The organism is Pseudomonas cichorii, from assembly GCF_003700275.1.
In the GTDB taxonomy this organism is placed as follows: Bacteria; Pseudomonadota; Gammaproteobacteria; order Pseudomonadales; family Pseudomonadaceae; genus Aquipseudomonas; species Aquipseudomonas cichorii_B.
Map to the genome: position 1 here is coordinate 1 of NZ_RBRE01000042.1, position 18,801 is coordinate 18,801.

Annotated in this window: 18 protein-coding genes; 10 read left to right on the plus strand and 8 right to left on the minus strand. The window is 58.0% G+C overall.

Annotated elements, in window-relative coordinates; genetic code table 11:
- Positions 1 to 212 precede the first annotated feature (212 nt).
- The gene (locus ALQ04_RS11525) at positions 213 to 1,706 is read right to left on the minus strand and encodes a CoA-acylating methylmalonate-semialdehyde dehydrogenase (RefSeq protein ID WP_122315893.1); all 1,494 of its coding nucleotides are present in this window, start codon (positions 1,704 to 1,706) and stop codon (positions 213 to 215) included.
- Positions 1,707 to 1,768: 62 nt separating this feature from the next.
- Positions 1,769 to 3,115: an aspartate aminotransferase family protein gene (locus ALQ04_RS11530; protein WP_122315894.1), complete on the minus strand. Its 1,347-nt coding sequence runs from the start codon at positions 3,113 to 3,115 to the stop codon at positions 1,769 to 1,771.
- Positions 3,116 to 3,227: 112 nt separating this feature from the next.
- Here ALQ04_RS11530 and ALQ04_RS11535 point away from each other — a divergent pair, with 112 nt between their 5' ends.
- The 7 genes from ALQ04_RS11535 to ALQ04_RS11565 all read left to right on the plus strand — a co-directional run bounded on the left by ALQ04_RS11535 (position 3,228) and on the right by ALQ04_RS11565 (position 11,206).
- Entirely contained in the window at positions 3,228 to 4,148 is a 921-nt protein-coding gene (locus tag ALQ04_RS11535) for a LysR family transcriptional regulator (protein ID WP_122315895.1), read from the plus strand.
- A gap of 184 nt (positions 4,149 to 4,332) precedes the next feature.
- Positions 4,333 to 5,730: a uracil-xanthine permease family protein gene (locus ALQ04_RS11540; protein ID WP_122315896.1), complete on the plus strand. Its 1,398-nt coding sequence runs from the start codon at positions 4,333 to 4,335 to the stop codon at positions 5,728 to 5,730.
- A gap of 84 nt (positions 5,731 to 5,814) precedes the next feature.
- Complete coding sequence (locus ALQ04_RS11545) at positions 5,815 to 6,477, plus strand: TetR/AcrR family transcriptional regulator (protein WP_122315897.1); 663 nt, start codon at positions 5,815 to 5,817, stop codon at positions 6,475 to 6,477.
- Positions 6,478 to 6,509: 32 nt separating this feature from the next.
- A complete protein-coding gene (locus ALQ04_RS11550) occupies positions 6,510 to 7,103 on the plus strand; it encodes a YigZ family protein (protein ID WP_122315898.1) in 594 nt (197 codons plus the stop codon).
- Between the two features lie 511 nt (positions 7,104 to 7,614).
- The gene (locus ALQ04_RS11555) at positions 7,615 to 9,168 is read left to right on the plus strand and encodes an ABC transporter ATP-binding protein (protein ID WP_122315899.1); all 1,554 of its coding nucleotides are present in this window, start codon (positions 7,615 to 7,617) and stop codon (positions 9,166 to 9,168) included.
- A gap of 11 nt (positions 9,169 to 9,179) precedes the next feature.
- On the plus strand, positions 9,180 to 10,280 hold the full coding sequence (locus ALQ04_RS11560; RefSeq protein ID WP_122315900.1) for an ABC transporter permease: 1,101 nt from the start codon (positions 9,180 to 9,182) through the stop codon (positions 10,278 to 10,280).
- Positions 10,280 to 11,206, plus strand: a complete 927-nt coding sequence (locus ALQ04_RS11565; RefSeq protein WP_122315901.1) for an ABC transporter permease — start codon at positions 10,280 to 10,282, stop codon at positions 11,204 to 11,206. Before ALQ04_RS11560 ends, ALQ04_RS11565 begins: the two co-directional genes overlap by 1 nt.
- A 178-nt stretch (positions 11,207 to 11,384) precedes the next feature.
- Here the strand turns inward: ALQ04_RS11565 and ALQ04_RS11570 are convergent, their stop codons facing one another.
- The 4 genes from ALQ04_RS11570 to ALQ04_RS11585 are packed head-to-tail and all read right to left on the minus strand — an operon-like array spanning position 11,385 to position 13,371.
- Positions 11,385 to 12,017, minus strand: coding sequence for a BRCT domain-containing protein (locus ALQ04_RS11570; protein WP_122315902.1), 633 nt, complete (start codon positions 12,015 to 12,017; stop codon positions 11,385 to 11,387).
- The gene (locus ALQ04_RS11575) at positions 11,974 to 12,420 is read right to left on the minus strand and encodes a hypothetical protein (RefSeq protein ID WP_234778570.1); all 447 of its coding nucleotides are present in this window, start codon (positions 12,418 to 12,420) and stop codon (positions 11,974 to 11,976) included. Before ALQ04_RS11575 ends, ALQ04_RS11570 begins: the two co-directional genes overlap by 44 nt.
- Complete coding sequence (locus ALQ04_RS11580) at positions 12,417 to 12,914, minus strand: hypothetical protein (RefSeq protein ID WP_122315903.1); 498 nt, start codon at positions 12,912 to 12,914, stop codon at positions 12,417 to 12,419. The genes ALQ04_RS11575 and ALQ04_RS11580 overlap by 4 nt, the downstream gene beginning before the upstream one ends.
- A 43-nt stretch (positions 12,915 to 12,957) precedes the next feature.
- Complete coding sequence (locus ALQ04_RS11585; RefSeq protein ID WP_122315904.1) at positions 12,958 to 13,371, minus strand: hypothetical protein; 414 nt, start codon at positions 13,369 to 13,371, stop codon at positions 12,958 to 12,960.
- 82 nt (positions 13,372 to 13,453) lie between these two features.
- Here ALQ04_RS11585 and ALQ04_RS11590 point away from each other — a divergent pair, with 82 nt between their 5' ends.
- From ALQ04_RS11590 to ALQ04_RS11600, 3 genes are all read left to right on the plus strand, one after another.
- Complete coding sequence (locus ALQ04_RS11590; protein ID WP_122315905.1) at positions 13,454 to 13,804, plus strand: MerR family transcriptional regulator; 351 nt, start codon at positions 13,454 to 13,456, stop codon at positions 13,802 to 13,804.
- Positions 13,805 to 13,840: 36 nt separating this feature from the next.
- On the plus strand, positions 13,841 to 14,527 hold the full coding sequence (locus tag ALQ04_RS11595; RefSeq protein ID WP_122315906.1) for an SDR family oxidoreductase: 687 nt from the start codon (positions 13,841 to 13,843) through the stop codon (positions 14,525 to 14,527).
- A gap of 212 nt (positions 14,528 to 14,739) precedes the next feature.
- A complete protein-coding gene (locus ALQ04_RS11600; protein WP_122315907.1) occupies positions 14,740 to 16,098 on the plus strand; it encodes an 8-oxoguanine deaminase in 1,359 nt (452 codons plus the stop codon).
- 119 nt (positions 16,099 to 16,217) lie between these two features.
- Here ALQ04_RS11600 and ALQ04_RS11610 read toward each other — a convergent pair whose 3' ends face one another.
- Positions 16,218 to 17,501: an arsenic transporter gene (locus tag ALQ04_RS11610; protein ID WP_122316059.1), complete on the minus strand. Its 1,284-nt coding sequence runs from the start codon at positions 17,499 to 17,501 to the stop codon at positions 16,218 to 16,220.
- 185 nt (positions 17,502 to 17,686) lie between these two features.
- A complete protein-coding gene (locus tag ALQ04_RS11615; protein ID WP_122315908.1) occupies positions 17,687 to 18,778 on the minus strand; it encodes a calcium:proton antiporter in 1,092 nt (363 codons plus the stop codon).
- Positions 18,779 to 18,801: the final 23 nt, after the last annotated feature.

The following is an 18,801-nucleotide window of genomic DNA, read 5'->3' on the forward strand; positions in this document are numbered from 1 at the left end:
GACCGAAGCCCTTCTTCGCTGACCGACCTGACTAAACACTTGTAAACTATTGATCTACAAGGCTTTTTCAGTTCCGTCTGCGCCGGAAGTGGGGCGAATTATAGAGAGATTAAATCGCCCGTCAACCGTTAATTTCAAAATACTGTCATAAAACTCTGCTAGCCCAATAAACAGGGGCCGATCTTCAACAAGACCGGCCCGGCATCCATCGCTTACAAGCTTGGGAAAGCAAACTGCGACGCTTCATGACTGGCCCGCTGTGGCCAGCGCTGGGTAATAGCCTTGCGCCTCGTATAGAAGCGCACACCATCCGGCCCATAGGCATGCAGGTCGCCAAACAGCGAACGCTTCCAGCCGCCAAAGCTGTGATAGGCCACCGGCACCGGCAGCGGAACATTGACTCCCACCATGCCGACTTCGATTTCATCGCAGAACAGCCGCGCCGCTTCACCGTCACGGGTAAAGATGCAGGTGCCGTTACCGTATTCATGCTCGTTGATCAGTTGCATCGCCTGCTCAAGGCTGTCGACGCGCACGATGCACAGCACCGGGCCAAAGATCTCTTCCTTATAGATGCGCATCTGCGGCGTCACCCGGTCAAACAGACAGCCGCCCATGAAGAAGCCCTCTTCATGACCTGCAACCTGGATATCACGACCATCGACCACCAGTGTCGCGCCGGACTGAACGCCATCTTCTATATAGCCACTGACCTTGTCACGATGCTGCCCGGTCACCAATGGCCCCATATCCAGACCACAACTGGTACCGGCACCGATCTTCAGGCTCTTGATCTGCGGAACCAGCTTGGCGACCAGGGCATCGGCAATCTGGTCACCCACACAGACCGCAACCGAAATAGCCATGCAACGCTCACCGCATGAACCATAAGCCGCGCCCATCAAGGCGCTGACCGCGTTGTCCAGATCGGCATCCGGCATCAGCACCGCATGATTCTTGGCGCCGCCCAGTGCCTGGACGCGCTTGCCACGTGCGGCACCTTCCTTATAGATGTATTCGGCAATCGGCGTCGAACCGACAAAACTCAGCGCCTTGACCTCCGGCGCCTCGATCAACGCATCCACAGCAACCTTGTCGCCATGCACGACATTGAGCACACCCTTCGGCAACCCGGCCTCGTGCAGCAATTGGGCAATCAGCAGGGTCGAGCTTGGATCACGCTCCGAAGGTTTGAGGATGAAGCAGTTGCCGCAGACAATCGCCAGCGGGTACATCCACAGCGGCACCATGGCCGGGAAGTTGAATGGCGTGATACCGGCAACGATCCCCAATGGCTGGAAATCAGACCAGGCATCGATATTCGGTCCGACATTACGGCTGTACTCGCCCTTGAGAACTTCCGGTGCAGCACAGGCATATTCGACGTTTTCAATGCCGCGCTTCAGTTCGCCCGCCGCATCCTCCAGAGTCTTGCCGTGTTCTTCGCTGATGAGCTGAGCGATACGCGCTTCGTTCTGCTCCAGCAATTGCTTGAAACGGAACATGACCTGGGCACGCCTGGCTGGCGGCGTATTGCGCCAGGCCGGGAAAGCCGCCCTGGCCGAGTCGATGGCTTGTTGCACGGTTTCGCGGCTGGCCAGCGCGACGTCATGAATCGCCTTGCCGGTCGATGGATTGAATACAGCCGCGGTACGTCCGTTATCGGAAGTGAGTTCACCGTCAATCAAGTGTTGGATACTGCTCATGCAAATGACTCCAGAAATTCGCGTCTACTTATCTTTTCTTTATAGAAGGGTTCAGGACTCAATCAATCAACCAGGTTGAGCGCCTCGCCCACCGCATCGAACATTCGGTCCAGGTCCTGCGCCTTGCAATTGAAGGTCGGCCCGAACTGCAGGGTGTCGCCACCAAACCGCACGTAGAAACCGGCTTGCCACAGTTTCATGGCGGTCTCGAACGGGCGAACGATGGCATCGCCATCACGCGGTGCAATCTGGATTGCCCCCGCCAGCCCGTAGTTGCGGATATCGATAACGTTTTTCGTTCCTTTGATACAGTGCAGCGCGCTCTCGAAATGCGGGGCGATTTCTGCAGCCTGCTGAACCAGATTCTCGCGCTGCAACAACTCCAGCGCCGCCAGGCCTGCCGCACAGGCAACCGGATGCGCGGAATAGGTGTAGCCATGCGGAAACTCGACCGCATACTCCGGCGTCGGCTGGCTCATGAAGGTTTGATAGATCTCGCTGCTGGCAATCACCGCGCCCATTGGAATTGCACCGTTGGTAATCTGCTTGGCAATACACATCAGGTCAGGCGTGACCCCAAAGCTGTCGGCACCGAACATCGCGCCCATACGACCGAAGCCGGTGATGACCTCATCGAAGATCAGCAGAATGTTGTGCTGGTCGCAAATCTCGCGCAAACGCTTGAGGTAACCCTGAGGCGGAACGATCACGCCGGCCGAACCGGCCATTGGCTCGACAATCACCGCAGCGATGTTCGAGGCGTCATGCAGCTCGATCAGCTTGAGCATTTCATCGGCCAGCGCAATGCCGCCCGCCTCGGGCATGCCCTTGCTGAAAGCGTTGCTGGCCAGCAAGGTATGCGGCAGATGATCGACATCCATCAACTGGCCAAACATCTTGCGATTGCCGTTTACACCACCCAGGCTGGTGCCGGCGACATTCACCCCGTGATAGCCACGTGCGCGACCGATCATCTTGGTCTTGCTCGACTGGCCTTTCAGGCGCCAGTAGGCACGAACCATTTTTACCGCAGTATCGGCACATTCGGAGCCAGAGTTGGTATAAAAGACGTGGTTCAGATTGCCCGGTGTCAGATCGGTGATTTTTTCCGCCAACTGGAACGACAATGGATGACCGAACTGAAACCCGGGCGAGTAATCCAGCACACCCAGTTGCCTGGCAACCGCTTCCTGGATTTCCTTGCGAGTGTGCCCGGCACCACAGGTCCAAAGGCCGGAAAGACCATCGTAGATCTTGCGCCCCTTGTCGTCGGTCAGGTAGCTGCCATGCGCTGCAACCACCATCCGCGGGTCGCGCTGGAAATTACGGTTGGCGGTATACGGCATCCAGTGAGCGTCGAGCTTCAATTGGCTGGATACCGGCACATCGGAAGGTTCGAACGCATTCATTGGAACAGGCCTCGCAAAGTGTAAGAAAGGAGTAATTGCAGCCAAGGTGCCACGGCGACAAGGTTTGAAAAAATCCAACTTTTAAGATCTTTAGTTAATGGATGGCTAAACAATGAGCATTCGCCGCCCCGATCCATTGGCACAAATCAGTGACTTCGATATCCGCTTGCTGCGCATATTCAAAAGCGTAGTCGAAGCCGGTGGCTTCTCGGCAGCGGAAAGCGCACTCGGGATAGGCCGTTCGGCCATCAGCCAGCAGATGAGCGATCTGGAACAACGCCTCGGTTTGCGTCTCTGCCAACGAGGACGCGCCGGTTTTTCCGTAACCGATGAAGGGCGCGAGGTCTATAACTCGTCCTTGCAGTTACTCAGCGCCCTTGAGAGCTTTCGCACCGAGGTCAACGGCCTTCATCGCCATCTGCGTGGCGAACTGAACATCGGGGTAACCGACAATCTGGTCACCCTGCCGCACATGCGCATCACTCATGCCCTGTCGCAATTGAAGGAGCGCGGCCCGGACGTCCATATCAATATCCGCATGAACGCTCCCAGCGAAGTGGAACAAGGTGTGCTGGACGGACGCCTGCATGTGGGCGTCGTCCCTCAGACCTACGCCCTCAGTGGTCTGGAATATCAGCCGCTGTATAGCGAACGGTCGCTGCTGTATTGCGCGGTGGGTCATCCCCTGTTTTATGTGAACGATGCAGAACTTGCAGATGAACGCCTGGGCGCTCAGGAAGCGATTGCCCCCACCTTTCGCTTGCCGACCGATATCCAGACTCACTATCAGGCACTCAACTGCACGGCCAGCGCATCGGATCGCGAAGGTATGGCCTTCCTGATTCTCACCGGCCGCTATATTGGTTATCTGCCGGACCACTACGCCAGCGTCTGGGTACAGCAAGGCAGAGTGCGAGCCTTGAAAGCGGAGTCACGGTTTTATGACCTGAGTCTGGTGACCGTGACCCGAAAAGGCCGTCGCCCTCATTTGGTGCTGGAGAGTTTTCTGGAGAGTCTGGCTGCCACGCGATAACGCATGGCGAGCGCAATATCATCCTGCACGAGAAACCCGGAGCAGCTTATCGACATGCCAAGTGCTTGAAGTGAATGGATATATAGAGGCGGTATAAAACATAACCTGAGCACGTGGACAGCTTTTTGCAGTGTATTGGCTAACGACACGCAGTACCTGACCACATACATTCCGAGCGCTCGACATGCAGCCAGATAATTCCGACAACAATGACCTGCTCTATGGACTCGACGACCGCCCCAAACCCTTGACGGCCACACTCGCAGCCCTGCAACACGTGCTCGCCAGCTTCGTCGGTATTATTACCCCGCCCTTGATCATCGGTTCGGCACTGGGCTTGAGTGCTTACCTGCCCTACCTGATCAGCATGGCGTTGATGGTTTCTGGCGTAGGGACTTTCATCCAGGCTCGTCGTCCGTTCGGCATCGGTGCCGGCATGATCTGCCTGCAAGGCACCAGCTTTGCGTTTCTCGGCGCGGTCCTGTCCGCCGGTTTCCTCGTCAAGCAACGCGGCGGCAGCCCGGAAGACATCATGGCGATGATCTTCGGCGTCTGCTTCTTTGGCGCATGGGTGCAGATCGTTCTCAGCCGTTTCATTGGCCAGTTGCGCCGTGTCATCACGCCGATGGTGACCGGGATTGTCATTACCCTGATCGGCATCAGCCTCATCAAGGTCGGCGTCACCGATCTGGGCGGCGGCTTCAATGCTGCGGATTTCGGCGCGCCGATCAATCTGGCGCTGGGCGTCTTCGTGCTGGCGATCATCATTGCGCTCAACCGCTGCAGCACACCCTGGATTCGTCTGTCGGCGATCATCATTGGCCTGAGCATTGGCAGTGTCGCAGCCTGGATGTGCGGCAAGCTGATCCCGCAACCGATCCATGACCTGCCGCTGATCAGCGTGCCGGTGCCGTTCAAATTCGGCTTCAGCTTCGACTGGACAGCTTTCCTGCCGGTCGCGCTGATTTATCTGATCAGCAGTATCGAAACCGTCGGCGACCTGACCGCCAATTGCATGCTGGCACGCCAGCCCATCAGCGGGCCTGGCTATGTGTCACGCCTGAAAGGCGGCGTATTGGGCGACGGCGTCAGTTGCATGATTGCCGCCACCTTCAGCGCCTTTCCCAACACCACCTTTGCGCAGAACAATGGCGTGATCCAGTTGACCGGTGTCGCCAGCCGCCATGTCGGCCTCTACATTGGAGTGGTGCTGTTTATGCTGGGGCTGTTCCCGAGCATTGGCGCCATCGTGCAGCAGATTCCCAAGCCCGTGCTCGGCGGCGCAACCCTGGTGATGTTCGGCAGTGTCGCGGCAGCCGGTGTACGGATCCTTGCCCAGGCCCCTCTGGACCGGCGCAGCATGCTGATCATTGCCACCTCGTTCGGCGTCGGCCTGGGTATCGCCGCGCAACCCACGCTGCTGCACCACATGCCGCAACTGATCCAGAACCTGTTCGACTCGGCCATTACCAGCGGAGGGATCACGGCCATTGCCATGTGCCTGCTGATTCCCGAAGAAAAAACCGTCGGCACCGAAAAAAGTTACCCACAGCACGCCAAACCCATTGAGCAGCAAGAATAATTTTCCTACGCCAACGCTTGTCGGATTCACGCGGGTGCGTTATCTGTTCACCCGTTGCACCCCATGACCTGTCCGGACCTGCACATGACCCTTGAAGTCCCAGCGCACAGCACTCACTGCACCAAGCCTGCGAGCCGCATTCGCCAGAAAAACGAAGAAGCCATCATCAAGGCCGCCGAAGATGAATTTGCCCGGCATGGCTTCAAGGGCACCAGCATGAACGCCATCGCGCTGAAGGCCGGTCTGCCGAAAGCCAACCTGCACTACTACTTCACCAACAAGCTTGGGCTGTATGTCGCGGTGTTGAGCAACATCATCGAACTCTGGGACAGCACTTTCAACGCCCTGAGCGTCGAAGACGACCCCGCCCAGGCACTGGCCGGCTATATCCGCGCCAAGATGGAGTTTTCGCGCCGCAATCCTCAGGCCTCAAGAATTTTCGCGATGGAGATCATCAGCGGCGGAGAGTGCATGAGCACCCATTTCAGCCAGGATTACCGCACCTGGTTTCAAGGCCGTGCGGCGGTTTTCCAGGCGTGGATCGATGCCGGAAAGATGGACCCGATCGATCCGGTTCACCTGATCTTTCTGTTGTGGGGCAGCACTCAGCATTATGCCGATTTCGCGACGCAGATCTGCCAGGTCACCGGCCGCAGCCGATTGACCAGACAGGACATGGACGATGCGGGCAGTAATCTGATCCAGATCATTCTCAAAGGGTGTGGGCTTACGCCACCGGTCTTGTAATATTCAAGCCTTGTCGTTTGCTGGAAACACCCATGCCTTTTACCCTCACCGGCCCTTGCGAATATCGTGAAGAAATTCGCAAAAGCCGTTTCATCACCCTTGCGGCACCGATTGCCAGCCCGGCCGAAGCACAAGCCTTCATCGAGCAACACAGCGATCTGGATGCGACGCACAACTGCTGGGCCTGGAAGCTGGGCGGTCAATATCGTAGCAACGACGATGGCGAACCGGGCGGCACGGCAGGCAGACCGATCCTGGCAGCCATCGAAGCCCAGGAGTTCGACCAGGTCGTGGTGCTGGTGATCCGCTGGTATGGCGGTATTCAACTGGGTACAGGCGGACTGGCTCGCGCCTATGGCGGCGGCGCCAACAAATGCCTGCAACAGGCTGAGCGTCTGCCGCTGATCAACCGCGAACACTTCAACCTTGAATGCAGCTTCAGCGAACTGGCGCTGGTCAAGGTGCGGCTTGGCGAATGCAAGGGTTTGGTCGAAGCCGAAAACTTCACCGCCAACGGTGTGGAAATGTCGATTGCCATCGGTCCGGAACACTTCGCCTCACTGCAACGGCAACTGGCGGACCTGAGTCGGGGCAGAATTCTTCTTCATCCGGCCAGTGAGCATTAACCCGACGTTCCCGGATTTTGCCCACAACTACTGTGCATCCGGCTGTGGATAAGCTGAGCACATCAGGCTGCACGCCTTGCCGGACGTACGGCTCAGAGAAGTGATCAATTTTTGCTCAACCGCTCTCTTCGTTGATAAAAGCCGAGACAAAACAGGCCTTTAACCTTCTTTAGCACCATTGGAAGCTAGTGACGGCTCCTTTATTACCGGGTTTTAAGCTTTCGCACAGTAACTGTGGAACAACCTGTGGATAACAGGTGCAAGGGTCGCGCAATCGCTTGGGGTATCGCCCTTACGGGTCGCTGTACGTTTTTTGCACAACCCTGTGGGCCATGTTGCACCCTCCTCTCTCACACACGCCCCGAACTGGTGCCAAAGTACTTGCTGCTCTCACTTCAGAGATTTCATGGCGCCCTGTGCACGCACGTTTGAAAGCATTCGCCGCAAACCTGACTCACTGGCCAGGATTTTGCTTTATCACCGGCGACCCATTCCATGATTCGAGCCTGTCATGCCCAACCACGCGCCAGTCCCGCGCCTGCAACTGCGCCATATCACCAAGCAATACCCTGGCTGCCTGGCCAACGACGCTATCGACCTGAGCATCCAGCCCGGCGAGATTCATGCTCTGCTGGGTGAAAACGGCGCCGGCAAAAGTACCCTGATGAAAATCATCTATGGCGTGACCCAGCCAGACCAGGGCTCGATCATCTGGCACGGAGAGACGCTGGCCATGCGCAACCCGGCTCAGGCCAGAGGGCTGGGCATCGGTATGGTGTTCCAGCATTTTTCGCTGTTCGAGACCCTGACCGTCGCCCAGAACATTGCGCTGGCCATGGGCAGTTCAGCGGGCACACCCAGCCAGCTGGAGCCGCGCATTCGTGAAGTGTCACAACGTTACGGCATGGCCCTGGAGCCGCGACGACTGGTCCACAGCCTGTCGATTGGCGAACGACAGAAAGTCGAAATCATCCGCTGCCTGATGCAGGACATTCGGCTGCTGATTCTGGACGAACCGACTTCGGTACTCACGCCCCAGGAAGCCGACGAGCTGTTTGTCACCTTGCGCCGCCTGGCCGAAGAAGGCTGCAGCATTCTGTTCATCAGCCACAAGCTGGGCGAAGTCCGCGCCTTGTGCCATAGCGCAACGGTCCTGCGCGGCGGCAAGGTATCCGGGCACTGTATCCCCGCGCAATGCACCGATCTGCAACTGGCACGTCTGATGGTCGGCGATGCTGAAGGGCTGACCGCACAGTACGAAAAAGCCACCGGCACAGCGCCCTTTCTGCAAGTGGAGAAACTGACCTGGCATAACCCCGATCCCTTTGGTTGCTCGCTATTGGATATCGACCTGGAAGTACGCAGTGGCGAGATCGTCGGGATTGCCGGCGTCGCGGGCAACGGCCAGGACGAATTGCTTGCCCTGCTCAGCGGCGAACAGACACTGGCCAAGGCTCAGGCGGCGACCATCAGATTTGCAGAGCACAACGTCGGCAACCTGCGTCCGGATGCGCGCCGCAAATGCGGCTTGGCTTTTGTTCCGGCAGAACGCCTGGGCCATGGCGCCGTGCCGGAACTGAGTCTGGCCGATAACGCCTTGCTGACAGCCTTCCAGCAGGGTCTGGTCAGCAACGGGCTGATCCAGCGCAGCAAGGTCCGGGCGCTGGCCGATGAAATCATTCGCCGCTTTGCGGTCAAGACACCCGATGCCCAGACCGCCGCACGCAGCCTGTCGGGTGGCAATCTGCAGAAATTCATTCTGGGCCGCGAGATTCTGCAAAACCCGAAACTGCTGGTAGCGGCTCACCCGACCTGGGGTGTCGATGTCGGTGCAGCGGCAGCCATTCATCGCGCCTTGATTGCCCTGCGGGATGCGGGCGCGGCGATTCTGGTGATTTCCGAGGATCTGGACGAACTGTTCCAGATCAGCGACCGTCTCGCCGCCCTGAGCAGCGGCAAGTTGTCGAGCCTGGTTCCAACCGGACAGACCAGTGCCGTACAGATCGGCGGCTGGATGGCGGGACAGTTCGATCATTCTTATCCCTCAGCCAGTGCGCTGGGTTAACGGAGCCGAAAATGCTGCTTTCTCTGGAACCACGCGGCCAGCAATCGCGCGCCATGCTGTGGTGTTCGCCGTTACTGGCTGCGGCCCTGACACTGATATGCGGCTCATTGCTGTTTATCGGCCTGGGCCTGGACCCTTTGGTCACCCTGCATACCTTGCTGATTGCTCCTGTCAGCGACCTGTACGGTCTCTCGGAACTGATGGTCAAGACCCTGCCGATTCTGCTCTGCGCCCTTGGCCTGGCGGTCGCTTATCAGGCGCGGATCTGGAACATCGGTGCTGAAGGCCAGTTATTGCTCGGCGCACTGGCCGGCAGTGCCGTGGCCGTGAACGTCATCGAAGTCGAGAGTCGTTGGGCGCTGGTGCTGATCCTGATCGCCGGCACGCTGGCCGGTGCCGCATGGGCCGGGGTGACCGCCTGGCTGCGCACGCACTTCAATGCCAATGAAATCCTGACCAGCATCATGCTCAACTACATCGCCCTGAACCTGCTGCTGTTTTTCGTGCACGGGCCGCTCAAGGACCCGGCTGGCATGAATTTCCCGGAATCAGCCTCCTTTGGTGAGGCGAGCCGTCTGCCGCTCTTGATGGAGGACGGCCGCGCGCATATCGGAGTGTATTTCGCCCTGCTGGCATTGGTGGCGGTCTGGGTGCTGCTGCAACGCAGTTTTGTCGGTTTCCAGATCAAGGTGCTGGGGCTCGACAAGCGCGCAGCCGGGTTCGTCGGGTTTCGCGAAAAGCGTCTGGTATGGCTGGCACTGCTCATAAGCGGCGCCCTGGCCGGCCTGGCCGGAGTCAGCGAAGTGACCGGCCCGATCGGTCAACTGGTCCCACAGGTGTCACCCGGCTATGGCTATGCGGCCATTACCGTAGCCTTTCTTGGTCGGCTGAACCCCGTCGGCATCCTGTTTTCCAGCCTGTTGATCGCCCTGCTGTATCTGGGTGGCGAACAGGCACAGATGACCCTGAACCTGCCGCTGGCCATCACTCAGCTATTCCAGGGCATGATGCTGTTCTTCCTGCTGGCCTGTGATGTGCTGATCCTTTATCGCCCGCGCCTGAAACTGCGCTGGGCCAAACGCCAGATGGCGCCTGTCGCGGAAGCCGCATGATGGATATCGACCTGCTGAGCAATATTTTCTACGCCATGATTCGCTGCGGCACCCCATTGTTGCTGGTGGCACTGGGCGAACTGATCTGCGAGAAAAGCGGCGTCATCAACCTGGGTCAGGAAGGCATGATGCTGTTCGGTGCAGTGATTGGCTTCATCATCGCCCTGAGCACCGGCAACCTGTGGCTGGGTGTGTTACTGGCGATGCTGGCGGGCATGCTGCTGTCGGCGCTGTTTGCCGTCGTCGCTCTGGCATTCAATGCCAATCAGGTGGCGACAGGTCTGGCGCTGACCATCTTTGGGGTCGGGCTGTCGAGCTTCGTTGGCGCTGCCTGGGTGGGCAAACCCCTGCACGGTTTCGAGCCGGTCGCCATTCCTTTTCTGAGTGACATTCCCCTGATCGGCCGCATGCTGTTCGCTCAGGATCTGCTGGTTTACCTGTCGTTCCTCCTGTTTGCACTGGTGGCCTGGGCGCTGCTCAAAAGCCGCATCGGCCTGATCATCCAGGCCGTCGGCGAAAACCCCGACGCCGCCAGCGCCATGGGCCTGCCCGTTTTGCGGGTGCGCACCCTCGCGGTACTGTTCGGCGGCGCAATGGCCGGGCTGGCAGGCGCCTACCTGTCGCTGGCCTACACGCCGATGTGGGCTGAAAACATGAGCGCCGGCCGCGGCTGGATCGCTCTGGCACTGGTGGTGTTCGCCAGTTGGCGAGTCTGGCGCCTGCTGCTCGGTGCCTACCTGTTTGGTCTGGCGAGCATTCTGCATCTTGTGGCCCAGGGCATCGGCCTGGCGATCCCCTCCAACCTGCTGGCAATGCTGCCCTACGTGGCGACCATCATCGTGCTGGTCCTGCTGTCACGCGACGCCCTGAGAACCCGGCTGTATGCACCGGTATCCCTCGGCCAACCCTGGCAGGCCGGGCATTGATATTGTCTGCAGGACCGGATTGATGCGGGGCTGGTAAATTTTTATGGGATGTACCGGCCACTCGCGAATGAATTCGCTCCTACAGAGGCCCATATTTATTGGTTGCCTGGAACACCACTGTCGCTGCAAGCCCTGTGGGAGGGGGCTTGCCCGCGACTTGCTTCAAGATGATCCAGGCTTAACCAAACAATGCCTGCTGCCAGTGCTCTTCACTGATAATCGCAATAGGAACGCCAGACTCTCTAAGCTCTACGGCTTTTTTGATCTTGAGCCCGTAACTGCTGTGCAGCCACTGATCGTTACCAATACTGCCAATGACCAGGAAGTTGATCTTCCTGCTCACACTGCCCCCAATCAGGCCGCCCCGCTCAACAACCAATTCCTCGCAATGTTTTCTGGGCCCATACGCCATCGTCCCGGTAAACATGAAAGTGCGATCATCCCAATAAAGTGCCGGGAGTGGATTATTGAGTGGCAAGGTGCCTGGCGTCGTAAAGTTGCTCGACGCGAGTTTTTGCCCGCCGCCAAATTGCTTTAACAGGGAAAAAAGCTCAAGAGACTCTTCTGCATCCAGAATCCCGTCACTGAGCATATTGTCCAGCCGCCGATAAAGCAGGTTCACGACAGGGTCGTCAAGATGGGTGAGATTGGCCTCGATCCACTCCTTGAGAAATACGGCCTCTGCCTGATTGATCGTACCGTCCGCACATAGACCGGCACTGATACCCAGCAAGGCATCGACAGATCGCCGATCCATACGATCCTTATTAAAAAAGCGACTGTTCTGAAATTCCTGATGCAAGTCGACCATCGACCTTTTCTCCATCCTTGTCTGATCCAGCAGCCTTACTGAGGTACTTCGACTGCTCCAGGGTAAACGTGATAACCATGCCGGTTGCTGCACAGGTCAATGTGTACTCTTTGGCCAGATCGATATTGAGGTCTTCTCCCCTCAATCCTTGCCATTGAGCCAAGTACTTCAGCGATCCGAATTTTTCGCGTTGTTTCAGTTTGTGCGCTACCCCACCTTTCCAGTTAAGGATTGGCAATTGACCTGCCCGGCATTTTTCGGCAATTTCAGTGAGGAGTAGTGCATGTTCACGTCCGTTTTCCCAACACTGGATCAGTCCTTTATCTTCGGCATCCCAGATTTGGGCGTGAGTCAATCCTGATCGGAGTGGTTCAGTAACCTGGCGATAAACAAGAGTCGTCATGCGGACACCTCGGTCTTTCCAGGCAGCGGCAACTCGGTTCCATGGCGCAGGTAGGCGATCACGGCACTCTGCGTCGTTTCCAGAATCAGCTCACTTACAAGACCTGTTTTGGCGTCGTTCAGGCGATACAAGGTCACTTGCGCGTAGCCGTCCTTGCCCTTGGCGGCGCGAGAAATCTGGATGGCTCGTAGCTCTGTTTTCAAGGCTGCGTCCCAGTCACTGGCCGCGAGCGGCGTATTGAAAATGAGTGATCGGCTGGATAATGAAAAATTCTGTTCAGTGAGCAGGCGTTTGTAGCCTTTGATTCCTGACTTTTCAGCAGGTATGAGGCTGTAACCGAGGGCAGTCGCATGCACCCGATGGACTGCGAAATGCCATCCCCGGAGGAAGTCGCCATCATAGAAATCATCATGGGCGACCCAGTCATGCCTGGGCTTTACGGGGCGTTTGTTGGAAAGTTTTTCGGGGGCAGGTATCAATATCAGCCTCTCCATGGCCAAGGATATCCATGCTTTCTACTGACAGCCAAAAATGATGTCAAGATGATTGCTCACCACTACTCTGTATCGGCAAAAGCTGCACAATCGCCCAGGCCAGCTCCATCAGCAGAAACCCTATCAGCAGGCTGCTGGCTCCGTGCATCAGTGCATAGGCCTGCCAGCTTGCGAACAGCAATCGTCCTGCTGCGTCATAACGTCCGAACAGCGGTTGTGGATTGCGGATACGCAAGATGGCCCACACGCACACGATGGAACCCAGCAGGTTTGCCATCAACATATGCATGGGCTCGAATGCCGGTAAATCCCCCGACAGATTCCAGTGCTGGCTCAGGGTCGTCAAAAACCCATGCAGCGCGGCAAAACTCCAGGGCGTGGCGAAAGCTGCGGTGACGATCAGGTCATACCAGGCGCTGGTGCGGACCACTTGGCGATATTGTTGGAGTTGCCACATGAAAAATGTCCTGCTGATTGAGATTCCAACAGGCTAAAGGGTGGAGTACGCTCCAGGGTCAAGCCCTCAAGGACAGGATTGCATGCGCATTGGTGAACTGGCTCAAGCCACTGCCGTCAGTCGTGACACCCTGCGTTTTTATGAACAACGCGGGTTGATCAGCGCCCAGCGTAGCGGCAACGGCTATCGTCATTACCCTGTGGAGACGGTGCAACTGGTGCAGTTCATCAAGGTTGCGCAGCGTTTGGGTTTCAGCTTGAACGAAATCGGCCATAACGTGGCCGAACTGTGGAGTGCACCTGCGCCGGATATCGCGATTGCCCAACTGCTTCGGGACAAACTCACCCTGATCGACACGCGCATGGCCGAGCTTGCTGAACTGCGCAGCGAGCTTCAGGAGCGTTTGCAGCAGAGTTGTCCGCTGAGTCCCTGAGCTATTTTCTGTTTTCAACTGCCAAGGAGTTTTTTCATGACTGCTACCAAAACCGCGCTGATTATCGGTGCATCCCGTGGCCTGGGGCTTGGGCTGGTCCAGCGTCTGAGCGAACAAGGCTGGAACGTGACGGCCACAGTACGTGATTCGCAAAAAGCCGACGCGCTCAAGGCCATCGCCAATACGCGCGTTGAAACACTCGATATCGACGACATCGCTTCGCTGGAAGTGCTGGTCCAGAAGCTCAGGGGCGAAGTGTTCGATGTGCTGTTCGTCAACGCCGGGATCATGGGGCCAAAACATCAAAGCGCGGCCCAATCCACGGCTGCCGAACTGGGCCAGTTGTTCCTGACCAACGCCGTCGCGCCCATTCGTCTCGCGGAGCGTCTGGTCGGGCAGATTCGTCCCGAAACCGGCGTTCTGGCGTTCATGAGCTCGTGGCTGGGCAGCGTCGCCTGCCCGGACGGTGCGGAAATAGGACTCTACAAGGCCAGCAAGGCTGCGCTCAACTCCATGACCAATACCTTCGTCAGCCAACTGGGCGACAACCGCCCCACTGTGCTTTCCCTGCATCCGGGCTGGGTAAAGACCGACATGGGCGGCGAAGGTGCCGATATCGATGTACTGACCAGCACCAGCGGCCTGGTCAAACAGCTCGATGCCTACGCAGGCAAGGGCGGGCATTACTTCATCAACTACAAGGGCGAGACGATTGCCTGGTGACGTAGCACACCGATGAATGGACGGAGTCTGTTTTGATCTTCATGACAGACCCGCCCATGAACGCCGAGCCCCCACAATCAGGACTGATTTTCCTGCACATATCAGAAATTGTGCTGCTAAGATCTGCTCTCGACTTCGATAAACCCTGGATCAGCAGACAGGGCAACACTGAGCTGGCTAACCTGAACCCATAACTTCAGAGGAGTCGGCCCATGCCTGCGATCCGTATCTGGTTGAAAAATCCCCTTGCCGTATTCACTGCCAATGACCTGGACGCCCGTGGTGGGCTGGTGGTCGAGGGTGGTGTGATCGTTGAAGTGCTGGCTGCCGGCCAACAACCCTCAAGGCCCTGCACCCAAGTGTTCGATGCCCGCGAGCATGTGCTGCTGCCGGGGCTGATCAACACCCATCATCATTTCTATCAGACCCTGACACGCGCCTGGGCGCCGGTGGTCAATCAGCCGTTGTTCCCGTGGCTAAAGACGCTGTATCCGGTCTGGGCACGCCTGACGCCGGAGAAACTCGCGCTGGCCAGTAAAGTGGCGCTGGTGGAGTTGCTGCTGTCGGGCTGTACCACGGCAGCGGACCATCACTATCTGTTTCCCGACGGGCTGGAACAGGCCATCGATATTCAGGTGCACAGTGTTCGCGAACTGGGCATGCGCGCCATGCTGACCCGCGGTTCCATGAGCCTGGGTGAAGCCGACGGTGGCTTGCCGCCACAGCAGACGGTCCAGCAGGGCGAGGTGATTCTGGCCGACAGTCAGCGCCTGATCGAGACTTACCATGAGCGTGGCGCAGGGGCGCAGATCCAGATTGCCCTGGCGCCCTGCTCGCCGTTTTCGGTAACACCGCAGATCATGGCCGAGAGCGCCGCCATGGCGGAAAAACTCGACGTGCGCCTGCATACCCATCTGGCCGAAACCCTGGATGAAGAGGATTTCTGCCTGCAACGTTTCGGGCTGCGCACGGTGGATTATCTGGACAGCGTCGGCTGGCTCGGACCGCGTACCTGGCTGGCTCACGGAATTCATTTCAACCCGGATGAAATCGCCCGTCTTGGCGCAGCTGGCACCGGGATCTGCCATTGCCCAAGCTCGAACATGCGCCTGGCTTCAGGGATTTGCCCGACCCTCGACCTGATCGCAGCAGGCGCGCCATTGGGCCTTGGTGTAGACGGTTCGGCCTCCAACGACGCCTCGAACATGATCCTTGAGGCGCGTCAGGCGCTGTATCTGCAACGCCTGCGCTACGGTGCCCGGGAGATAACCCCGGAGCTTGTGCTGGGCTGGGCTACCAAGGGCTCGGCCAGCTTGCTGGGGCGTACGGACATTGGCGAACTGGCCGTCGGCAAACAGGCCGATCTGGCGCTGTTCAAGCTCGATGAACTGCGCTTTTCCGGCAGCCATGATCCGCTTTCGGCCTTGTTGCTGTGCGGAGCGGACCGGGCTGATCGGGTGATGATTGCCGGTCATTGGCGGGTGATCGATGGACAGGTCGAAGGGCTGGATCTGAAGAAACTGATTGCCGAGCACCAGCAGGCCGCCCGGCAACTCATACAGTCGGCGTAGATACCGCTGAGGGACAAAATCCCCGTCGCCTCCAGTGTTTGCAATGCCCGTCGATTCACATGGCCACGGGGAAGACTTCCCGGGCCGACCGCTTCTACGCCTTCTGGTACCCGCTGAACTCAGAAACTGAGGCGCACTGCCAGGGCGGACAAGGTGGCGACGAGAACGGGCACGGTCAGCACGATGCCGGTCTTGAAGTAGTACCCCCAACTGATCTTGATGTTCTTCCTGGCCAGCACATGCAGCCACAACAGCGTGGCCAGGCTACCAATTGGAGTGATCTTCGGGCCTAGGTCGCAGCCGATGATGTTGGCGTACACCATCGCTTGCTGGACGACGCCATCGACTTCGGCGGCATGAATGGATAAGGCGCCGACCAGAACAGTGGGCATGTTATTCATGATCGAAGACAGCAATGCTGTCAGCAGGCCCGTACCCAGGGACGCGCCCCAGATGCCATACCCGGCGAATACGTTGAGGATCTGCGCGATGTGGTCAGTCAGGCCGGCGTTCTTCAGGCCGTAGACGACCAGATACATGCCCAGGGAAAAAATCACCACTTGCCATGGAGCTTCCTTGAACACCTTGCCCGTGTTGATGGCCTGACCACGAGCCGCGATGACAAAGAGGATGAACGCACAGACCGCTGCAACGGCGCTGATCGGTACACCCATTGGCTCGATCACAAAGAAGCCGATCAAGAGCAGCGCCAATACCCACCAGCCAGCGACAAAAGTAGCCCGGTCGTGAATTGCCGCGTCCGGATTATCCAGTTGATTCAGGTCGTAGGTCCTGGGTAAGTCCTTGCGAAAAAACCATAGCAGCATGGCTAATGTCGCCGCCACGCTGACCATGTTCACGGGCACCATGATCAAGGCATATTCGTTGAAGCCAATATTGAAGTAGTCGGCAGAAACGATGTTCACCAGGTTGGACACCACCAGTGGCAAGCTCGCCGTATCGGCGATAAAACCGGCGGCCATGACGAATGCCAGCGTCGCCGCGGGAGAAAAACGCAACGCCAGCAACATCGCGATGACGATCGGGGTGAGGATCAATGCTGCACCGTCATTGGCGAACAGCGCCGACACAGCCGCGCCCAGCAGAACGATAAATGCGAACAGCTTACGGGTGCTTCCAGCCCCCCACCGGGCCACGTGCAACGCAGCCCACTTGAAAAAACCCGCCTCATCAAGCAGCAGGCTAATGATGATGATCGCGATGAACGTCCCTGTAGCGTTCCAGACGATGTGCCAGACCACCGGTATGTCAGCCAGCGTAACGACGCCTGTCAGCAACGCCACGATGGCACCGGCCATTGCGCTCCAGCCTACCCCGAGCCCCCTGGGCTGCCAGATGACCAGCACGATGGTGGCGATAAAGATCACTACGGCAATCAGCATTTCATTAATCCGGTTGAGAGGTGAATCAGTTGCACGGTCGTTCAAAACCGCAGTGACCCAAACAGGCAAACCGGGATTTGGGCGGTAATACACCCACTGCCCCTGACGGCGTTCCACGAGTAAACCAGCAGTGCCAAATATGATCAGCGGTTCAACTGGAAAACCATTCATTCGCGAAGCGCAATCTACAAGCCCAGACACGACAACATGATGAAAGTCGCGAACAACACAAAATGGGTCATGCCCTCAATAGCGTTGGTTTCTCCGTCATTGAGGTTGATCGCGCAGACCAGCAAGGTAATGAACACCATCACGGTTTGCACCGGGGTCATGGCCATCTGGAATGGCTGGCCGCTGTAAAGCGCCATGGCTTCCATGGCCGGAACGGTCAGGATCACGGTCGACAGCGAGGCGCCCAGGGCGATATTGACCACCGATTGCATGCGATTGGCCAGGGCGGCACGCAGGGCAGTAAGGATCTCCGGCGCCGCCGAAATCGCCGCCACCAGAATCGCCGTCAGCACCGGTGGCGCACCGCTGCCTTCCAGGCCCAGATCGATGGTCTTGGACATCACTTCCGCCAACGCACCGATCACCACCACGCCGAGCACCAGAGTCACAATGGAGCGGGTCAGGTTGATCGATTCATCCTGTTCTTGCGGCTGGTCCTTGCGCTTCTTTTTATCGGGATAGCTGTAGCTGAAGAAATAGCTGTGCGGCCCGACCTGCATGCGCAGGAATAGGGTGTACAGCACGATCATTGCGCCGATGGTGAACGCCGAATACAGCTTCCAGTCAGCCTCGGGAATGAACTCGGGCACCACCATCGACACGCCCATGGCGGTCAGGATCATCACGCTGTAGGTGCGTGCCGAATCATCGTTGTACGACTGCTCGCCATGCTTGAGGCCGCCCATCAAGGCCGCCAGGCCGAGAATGCCGTTGATATCCAGCATCACCGCGGCATAAATCGTGTCTCGAACCAATGTAGGGGACGGTTCGTTGCGCATCATGATCGCCAGGATCACCACTTCGACCAGCACCGCCGAAAGGGTCAGGATCATCGTGCCATAAGGGTCTCCGACCTTCTCGGCCAGCAGTTCGGCATGGTGCGCCACGCGCATCGAGGCACAGACGATGAACCCGACCAGCGCCAGTCCGGCCAACAGCGCAACCGTCTGGCCATTGCCCAGCAACCAGTGTTCCAGGGGATAGGCGACAAAGGTTGCGATGATCGCCAGCAGCAGAAACTTTTCTTGCCTGAGTAATGAGCCCATTACGTGTCTCATGCCCTGCGACG

Coding starts and splice junctions, on each gene's coding strand:
- ALQ04_RS11525 (WP_122315893.1), bottom strand. CDS start 1,706: ATGAGCAGTATCCAACACTTGATTGACGGTGAACTCACTTCCGATAAC.
- ALQ04_RS11530 (WP_122315894.1), bottom strand. CDS start 3,115: ATGAATGCGTTCGAACCTTCCGATGTGCCGGTATCCAGCCAATTGAAG.
- ALQ04_RS11535 (WP_122315895.1), top strand. CDS start 3,228: ATGAGCATTCGCCGCCCCGATCCATTGGCACAAATCAGTGACTTCGAT.
- ALQ04_RS11540 (WP_122315896.1), top strand. CDS start 4,333: ATGCAGCCAGATAATTCCGACAACAATGACCTGCTCTATGGACTCGAC.
- ALQ04_RS11545 (WP_122315897.1), top strand. CDS start 5,815: ATGACCCTTGAAGTCCCAGCGCACAGCACTCACTGCACCAAGCCTGCG.
- ALQ04_RS11550 (WP_122315898.1), top strand. CDS start 6,510: ATGCCTTTTACCCTCACCGGCCCTTGCGAATATCGTGAAGAAATTCGC.
- ALQ04_RS11555 (WP_122315899.1), top strand. CDS start 7,615: ATGCCCAACCACGCGCCAGTCCCGCGCCTGCAACTGCGCCATATCACC.
- ALQ04_RS11560 (WP_122315900.1), top strand. CDS start 9,180: ATGCTGCTTTCTCTGGAACCACGCGGCCAGCAATCGCGCGCCATGCTG.
- ALQ04_RS11565 (WP_122315901.1), top strand. CDS start 10,280: ATGGATATCGACCTGCTGAGCAATATTTTCTACGCCATGATTCGCTGC.
- ALQ04_RS11570 (WP_122315902.1), bottom strand. CDS start 12,017: ATGGTCGACTTGCATCAGGAATTTCAGAACAGTCGCTTTTTTAATAAG.
- ALQ04_RS11575 (WP_234778570.1), bottom strand. CDS start 12,420: ATGACGACTCTTGTTTATCGCCAGGTTACTGAACCACTCCGATCAGGA.
- ALQ04_RS11580 (WP_122315903.1), bottom strand. CDS start 12,914: ATGGAGAGGCTGATATTGATACCTGCCCCCGAAAAACTTTCCAACAAA.
- ALQ04_RS11585 (WP_122315904.1), bottom strand. CDS start 13,371: ATGTGGCAACTCCAACAATATCGCCAAGTGGTCCGCACCAGCGCCTGG.
- ALQ04_RS11590 (WP_122315905.1), top strand. CDS start 13,454: ATGCGCATTGGTGAACTGGCTCAAGCCACTGCCGTCAGTCGTGACACC.
- ALQ04_RS11595 (WP_122315906.1), top strand. CDS start 13,841: ATGACTGCTACCAAAACCGCGCTGATTATCGGTGCATCCCGTGGCCTG.
- ALQ04_RS11600 (WP_122315907.1), top strand. CDS start 14,740: ATGCCTGCGATCCGTATCTGGTTGAAAAATCCCCTTGCCGTATTCACT.
- ALQ04_RS11610 (WP_122316059.1), bottom strand. CDS start 17,501: ATGCTGATTGCCGTAGTGATCTTTATCGCCACCATCGTGCTGGTCATC.
- ALQ04_RS11615 (WP_122315908.1), bottom strand. CDS start 18,778: ATGGGCTCATTACTCAGGCAAGAAAAGTTTCTGCTGCTGGCGATCATC.